The 6,967-nt window shown below is 73.7% G+C and carries 5 protein-coding genes and 1 pseudogene; 4 read left to right on the top strand and 2 right to left on the bottom strand.

Annotated elements, in window-relative coordinates; all coding sequences use genetic code 11:
- The coding region (locus tag AB0G02_RS24675; RefSeq protein WP_360797834.1) for an Ig-like domain-containing protein at positions 1-2,202 on the bottom strand (2,202 nt) is incomplete at its 3' end.
- Between the two features lie 239 nt (positions 2,203-2,441).
- Between AB0G02_RS24675 and AB0G02_RS24670 the strand changes: the two genes are divergently transcribed.
- The 4 genes from AB0G02_RS24670 to AB0G02_RS24655 all read left to right on the top strand — a co-directional run bounded on the left by AB0G02_RS24670 (position 2,442) and on the right by AB0G02_RS24655 (position 6,655).
- Positions 2,442-3,455: a GDSL-type esterase/lipase family protein gene (locus tag AB0G02_RS24670; protein WP_360797832.1), complete on the top strand. Its 1,014-nt coding sequence runs from the start codon at positions 2,442-2,444 to the stop codon at positions 3,453-3,455.
- Between the two features lie 172 nt (positions 3,456-3,627).
- Complete coding sequence (locus AB0G02_RS24665; protein ID WP_360797830.1) at positions 3,628-4,611, top strand: efflux RND transporter periplasmic adaptor subunit; 984 nt, start codon at positions 3,628-3,630, stop codon at positions 4,609-4,611.
- On the top strand, positions 4,608-5,345 hold the full coding sequence (locus tag AB0G02_RS24660; protein ID WP_360797828.1) for an ABC transporter ATP-binding protein: 738 nt from the start codon (positions 4,608-4,610) through the stop codon (positions 5,343-5,345). The genes AB0G02_RS24665 and AB0G02_RS24660 overlap by 4 nt, the downstream gene beginning before the upstream one ends.
- Positions 5,342-6,655: an ABC transporter permease gene (locus tag AB0G02_RS24655; RefSeq protein WP_360797826.1), complete on the top strand. Its 1,314-nt coding sequence runs from the start codon at positions 5,342-5,344 to the stop codon at positions 6,653-6,655. The genes AB0G02_RS24660 and AB0G02_RS24655 overlap by 4 nt, the downstream gene beginning before the upstream one ends.
- A 60-nt stretch (positions 6,656-6,715) precedes the next feature.
- Here the strand turns inward: AB0G02_RS24655 and AB0G02_RS24650 are convergent.
- Positions 6,716-6,967 (bottom strand): annotated as a pseudogene (locus tag AB0G02_RS24650) (DUF4232 domain-containing protein); the annotation flags it as partial.

Below are 6,967 nucleotides of genomic sequence, written 5' to 3'. Positions count from 1 at the left end.
CAGCTCGGTCACGTAGAGGTAGCCGGTGGTGGGGTTCTGGGCGATGTCGAGCGGTTGGTTGAAGCCCGTCAGGCCCGTGGTGCCCGTCGTGCGGCCCGACAGCGCGCCGGTCGGGCCCACGTCGAAGTACTGCACGTCCTGCCCGGACGAGTAGCGCACTACGAGCAGCTTCCCGTCGAGCCGCCCGCCGAACGCGGGACCCCGGTACTCGACCGCGCCGTCCGGTGACGCGTGCAGGCCCGCGTCGTAGGTGCCGGCCAGGTCGAGGTTGCGGTCCGGCTTCGTGCCCACCGGGTACGCGGCGGTCTCGAACGGGTCGGTGGCGGAGGTCGGGTTGCCGCCCGCCAGCACCCACTCGCAGCGCGCCGGGACCGGGTGCCCGTAGTACTTCCCCGCCTTCACGTCGAACACGTAGTCGGTCTCGGCGTTCGGGTTGCCCGTCACCGCCGGCACCGCCGGGCCGGTGTACGGGCCGTCGCGGCGGGACGCGCACGCGGCGGGCAGCGGTGACGGCGTGGCCGGCGCGTTGCCACCCGCCGCCGAACCGTTCGTCGGCACGTACAGGTGCCCGTTGCGGTGCCACACCAGGTCGTAGGCGTTGCGCACGCCGGTCGCGTGGATCGTCACCGGCGCGTCGGCCGCGTACGGGTCGTAGGCGCCACCGGCCTCGGTGCGCACGTTCACCGGCAGCACCGCGGGCAGCCGCGCCGGGTGGACCTTCAGCACGGCGGCGCTGAGCAGGTGTTCCGCCCGACCTCCCCACGTCGTGTCGGGGGCTCCCATGGCGTTCATCGAGCCCTGCACCAGGTACAGCGCGCCGTCCGGACCGAACGCGAGCGAGTTCGACTCGTGGTCCTTGACCGAGCGCGGCAGGTCGGTGACCACCTCGGTGTACGTGCCCAGGTCCGCGCCGCCGAGCCGGGCGATCTTGCCCGACCAGTCGGGCGCGTTCGACGTGCCCCCGTAGTTGTCCGTCACCCACAGCACCGGCGCGGCGGCGGTGGACGCCGGGTCGAACGCCAGCCCGATCACGGTCCGGTTCGGCGCACCCGGCAACCCGGCCGCCGTGGCGTGCGCGCGCACGGTCTCGATGACGGTCGCCGCACCGAGCGTGCCGTCGGCGTTGACCGGGAAGCGGCGGATCTGCCCGGTGGACGTGGCCGCGTACAGCCGCCCGTCCGGTCCGAACGCCACGCTGGTGAACGGTGCGCCGGTGGCCACGCCGAACACCTGCTGGAACGCGATCGACCCGCCGACCGCGCCGGCGCCGGTGGTGAACACCGACGAGAACGGCAGGAACGCGGTGCCCGCCACGTCCCGCACGCCCGAGGTGACCGAGAACCGGTAGGCGGTGGACGGGGCGAGCGGCGCCAGCGGCGACAGGTTGACAACGTCGCCGCCGCCGCTGGTGATCACGTGGGCGGGCACGGCCGTGCCGTCCGACAGCCGGGTCAGCCGGACCGAGGACGACGACAGCGTGGCCGGGTCCACCGCGCCGGCGGGCAGCCGCAGGTCGGCCACCACCGACGTGGTGGGGTCCACCGCGGTCGCCAGGTTCGCGGGCGTCGCGGCGCGCACCGACGGCGAGCCGTCCGGCACCCGGTCCACGTCGACGTAGTCCACCTTCGTGTTCGAGCCCGAGCGCGGCGACAGCGTCAGCCGCCCGTCGGTCACGGTGACCACGCGCGTCGCGGTGGCGTGCTTCGTCGTCGAGGTGGGCTTGAACGCGGCGACGGCGTTCTGGTCCTCGACGCTGAGCCAGTGCGTGCTGTCGGTGGCGGTGCCCGCGTCACCGACGGCGACCGTGACGCTGTAGGACCCGCTCGGCACGGCGATCTCCCAGCTGCCCGGCGTCGGCACGCCCGGCGAGGTGGCCGGGAGCTGGGCGTGCATCAGCGTCGCCAGGCGCGGGTCGCCGGTGCCGCCGCGGTTGCGGCCGTTGCCGACCAGCGACAGGGGAGTGGTGGTGCCCAAGGACACCCACCCGTAGGTCTGACCGGTGGACCGGACGCCGTAGGGCTCGCCGAAGTCCCGCGCGTACCCGGCGGCCGGCGGGGTGGTCTCGTCGGAGAAGTCGATCCGGGCGGTGGACGTGGCCGCGTGCGCGATCCCGGCGGACCGCGGTGCGGCCAGTGCGGCGGCGGCCAGGATGGTGGCGGCGGCCAGGGCGGAAGCGGTGGCGGTGGCGGCGAGCACTCGCATGACGGCCCCCAGAGGACGGCCTCGCGTGGCGGAGTAGGCCAGCGTCGCAGACCGCCCCGCCATCCCCACCGCCGAACGGCGGTCCCGGCCGCGACGTCGGCGTGCGGAGCACCGAAGGACCGGCGGTTCCCTCCGATCGGCTTGTTGTCGCGGTGTGAACGCGCCTTTACGGTCGGTTGACGTCCCGCCCCCCGGTCGACGATCACCCTGTGGAGGTACCGGTGTCGAGGAAACGAGTCTTGGCCGCCATAGGCGCCGCGCTGCTGGCCGGCGTCGCGCTGGTCACCGTCCCCACCGCCGCCGGCGCTGCCGACGACCGACCGACCGCCGTCGTCTCCCTGGGCGACAGCGCCATGTCCGGCGAGGGCGCCGGGTCCTACGAGGCGGGCACCGAGGGCCAGAACGGCAACTGGTGCCACCGCTCCACCCAGGCCATGATCCACCGCACGCAGCTCGCCTCCCGCACCTTCAACCTGGCCTGCTCGGGCGCGGACTCCGCGAACGTGTCGCTGGCCGACACCGTGCACTACACCGAGGGCTCGCAGGCCCGGCGGCTGATCGACATCGCCCGCCAGTACCGCGTCACCACGGTCGTCGTGCAGGTCGGCGCGAACGACGACGTGCACTTCGCGGACACGATGGTCGACTGCGTCAAGGCGTGGGTGAACCCGTTCGGCGCGAGCTGCCGGTCCAAGCTGGAGCGCGAGTGGCCCGGCCGCCTGGCCGCCATGGCGCCCAAGGTGGAGAACGCCCTGAGCGACGTCCGCGCCGCGATGACCCAGGCGGGCTACGCCGCGTCCTCCTACAACCTCGTCCTCACCTCCTACGCCTCGCCGGTGACGGAGAAGATGGACAGCGTCCTGCACGGACCGCAGGGCTGCCCGCTGCGCCTGGCCGACGCGGCCTACGGCCGCACGGTCGCCGTTCCGCAGTTCTCCGAGTCCCTGCGCGGCGTGGCGACGCGGGCGGGCGTGAAGTTCCTCGACTTCTCCCGCGCCACGGAGAACCGGGAGGCGTGCAGCAAGGGCGAGAACCCGGCCGGCGAGTGGCAGCGCCGGCTGACCGTCGACCCGTACGCGCTGGTGACCGGCGGGCTGGACGCCGTCGGCATCCACCTGGCCCAGCAGTCGTTCCACCCGAACGCCGCCGCGCACGACCAGCTCGGCCGCTGCATCACCGAGTTCGTCAACGCGGGCGCCGGCTCGGCCCGCTGCCTCGCCGGTTCCGACGGCAACCTGCACGCGGTCGCCTGATCCCCACCACCGCCGGACCGCCCTCACCCCACCCGGGGCGGGGGCGGTTCGGCGTTCCGGGGGAACCCCCGCGCAACCCCGCTCATCCCGCCGGCGTCATATGGGTAAATTGTCGAGACCGGATCGGGGATTCGCTTTGGGGGGACCGGTGTCCGAAAATGCCTTCGTCCGCGTGTGCGGACTCGCCGCGGTCGCGTTGACCGCGGTCGCGTGCACGTCGACCGGAGCGGAGCCGCTCAACCCGGAGCTGGCGCCGCGCGGCACCGTGCAGACCACGGCCAAGCCGACCCGGCAGGACCTGACGAACAAGGTCAGCCTCACCGGCAAGGTCACGATGAACCCGCTGTTCGGGATCGTCTCGCCGGTCCCCGGCCAGGTGCGCTACCTGGTCCTGGACGAGCCGACCGCCACGCCGACCAAGCCCACCCGGTTCGCGACGGTGTGGCAGGAAGGCAAGCCCAACAACGTCGACGTGCCCGCCGGTTCGACGTTCGGCGGACGCCTGGTGGACGACCGCGCCACGGTCACCGCGGGCATGCCGATCGCGTCGGCGAAGTACGCGGGCTACGGCATCGTCGCCGAGATCAGCGGCGAGCAGGCCTACCAGATCTCCGACGCCGCGCAGGGCACCGTGCAGGCGCAGATCAAGAACGGGCCCGGCCCGTTCCCGTGCACCCTGCTCGGCACGATCGCCGCGCTGCCGGCGGGCACGGTCCCCGCGCCGCCGCTCCAGGAACCGGAGGTCGACGACGAGGCCACCGGCGGCAACACGCCTCCGCCGCAGCAGGACCGGCAACCGCGGGAGCCGAGCACCTCGTCCGAGTCGACCGGCCTGCGCCTGGTGTGCACCGCGCCCGCCGACGTCAAGCTGATCAACGGCGCCGCCGCCACCCTCGAACTGGTCACCGCGTCGGCCGAGGACGCGCTGGTCGTGCCGGTCGAGGCGGTCGCGGGCGGGCAGGGCAAGGGCAAGGTCGACGTCGTCGTCGCCGACGGGACCAAGCAGACCACCGACGTCGAGCTGGGCCTCACCGACGGCAAGGTGGTCGAGGTCAAGTCGGGCCTGACCGGCGAGGAGACCCTGGCCGTGCCCGGACCGAACCTGCCGCCGGCCGCGCCGGACGGCCAGGGGCAGCCCGGGACGGGGGGCAAGTGACCACGTCACCCCTGATCGTGCCGCCGGTCGCGCCGCAGACGCCGCTGATCCACCTCACCGGCGTCACCAAGACCCTCAAGGGCCAGGACGAGCCGCGCACGATCCTCGCCGGCGTCGACCTGACCGTGCACGCGGGCGACAGCGTCGCCATCCTCGGCCGCTCCGGCTCGGGCAAGAGCACGCTGCTGAGCCTGATCGGCCTGTTCGACCGGCCCGACGGCGGCCAGTACCTGTTGGCGGACCGGGACATCACCCGGATCCCCGAGCGCAAGGCCGCCGCGCTGCGCAGCGCCGAGTTCGGCTTCGTGTTCCAGCGCTTCTTCCTGCTCAAGCACCTCACCGCGGCGCAGAACGTGGCCATGGCGCTGGTCAACGGCCAGGGCTGGCTGCCCAGGCGCAAGCGCAGGGCCAAGGTGCTGGCGGCGTTGGAGCGCGTCGGCATCGGCCACCTGGCCAAGCACAAGCCGCCGCGGCTGTCCGGCGGCGAGCAGCAACGCGTCGCCATCGCCCGCGCCCTGGTGCGCGAGCCGCGGATCCTGCTGGCCGACGAGCCGACCGGCGCGCTGGACACCGACACCGGCAACCTCGTCGTGGAGGTCCTGCGCCAGACCACGGAACAGGGCTGCGGCCTCGTGCTGGTCACCCACGACCACGACCACGCGGCGAAGATGGGCCGGGTGCTGCACCTGTCCGACGGCCTGCTGCGCCCGGCCGGTCAGCGGGTGGTCGCGTGATCGGGCTGTCGGGCAAGCTCCGGGCGTCGCTGATCATCGGCGGCCAGGGCATCAGGGCCCGCAAGCTGCGCACGTTCCTGTCCATGGTCAGCCTCTTCCTCGGCGTGCTCGCCGTGGTCGTGGTGCAGGCGGGCTCGGAGATCGCGAACCGGGCCATGCTCGCCGACGTCGAGCTGTCCGAGGGCAAGGACGGCACCCGGCAGATGTACCTGTCGCCGGAGGGGCGGACCGTGCCGGTGGCGCTGGAGGTGCTGGAGGGCCGCACCGACGCGGTGGCCATGACCAGTGCGCGCGCGATCATCGGAGAACCCGGCGTGAAGCCGGTCAACGAGGGCGGCGGCCCGATCGACGAGCCCGGCAACTACGGCGGCGGACCGAGGATGACGTGCGACCCGTCCGGTTGCCGTCCGGTCGACGACGGCGACGCGGACGCGCCGAAGGGGCAGGCGATCGAGCTCCAGCTCGTCGGGCTGACCGGCGACGTGCGGCAGTTCCGGCCGTTCCGCGCCTCGCAGGGCCGCTGGTTGGACTTCGGCGGGGACCCGTCGCTCGCGCCCCGGCTCGTGCTGAACGAGCAGGCGGCGAAGGCCTTCACCCGCTACCACGTGCCGGCCGAGATGAGGGTCGAGGGCGCGACCACCAACCCGACGCCGCAGTTCCTCGGCGTGGTCGACGACGGCGGCTACCAGCCCACCGCCTACGTCCGCGCCGACGAGCTGCTGAACTGGCTGCCGGTCACGAGCGTGAGCGACAGCAACTCCGGGCCCGGCCTCCAGGTGCTGATGGCGCCGACGGCGACCGAGGTCGAGCACGTGCTGCGGGCCCGGCTCGTCGCGGCCGGCACGCCGGAGGACCGCATCTACGTCAACACGGTGTCGATGCTGGAGCGGATGTCCACCGAGCTGGCGCTGATGCGCTGGATCTTCCTGGGCATGGCCGCGCTGGTGCTGCTGATCGGCGTGGCGGGCATCCTCAACGTCGGCCTGGCCACCGTCGGTGAGCGCGTCGAGGAGTTCGCGCTGCGCCGGGCCGTGGGCACGCCGCGGCTGCTGCTGGCGGGGATCGTGCTGGCGGAGACGTTGCTGACCGGTCTGCTGACGGCGGCGCTGGCGATCGGCACGGGCGCGCTGGGGCTGAAGGTGGCGTTGATGCTGTTCGGCTCGCGGTTCCCGTCGCTGGAGGGCGTGGCGTTCCCGTGGCAGGCGGCCGTGGCCGGGGTGGTCGCCGGTCTGGTGGCGGGCATCCTCGGCGGTCTCGTCCCGGCGCTGCGGGCGGCGCGCATCCCGATCGCCACGGTCATGCGCGCCTGAGCGGTCACCCGCGGCGGTCAGGGCGCGGGTGCGGGTGCGGGTGCGGGGAGCGTGCGGTGGTCAGGGCGCGGCGGTCCACGGGCGCACGCCGACCTCGCCGGTGCTGCCGAGGTCGAGGGTGATCGGGGTGCCGCCGTCCCCGACCGGCGTGAACACCTGCGTCGGCTCCCCGGCGGCGACGGCGAGCTCCAGGTGCTCACCGACCACCGGCGGCGCGGACACGTCGGTGTAGGTGTTGCGCCACAACAACCCGGTCACCGCCGACCTCCCGGGCGGCACCTCGACCGGCTGCGGCGGCGCGTCGAACGCCTC

This window comes from Actinosynnema sp. NPDC023658, from assembly GCF_040639995.1.
GTDB lineage: Bacteria > Actinomycetota > Actinomycetes > Mycobacteriales > Pseudonocardiaceae > Actinosynnema.
Note: the sequence above shows the minus strand (reverse complement) of the source record. Positions and strands in the feature narration are given on the sequence as shown.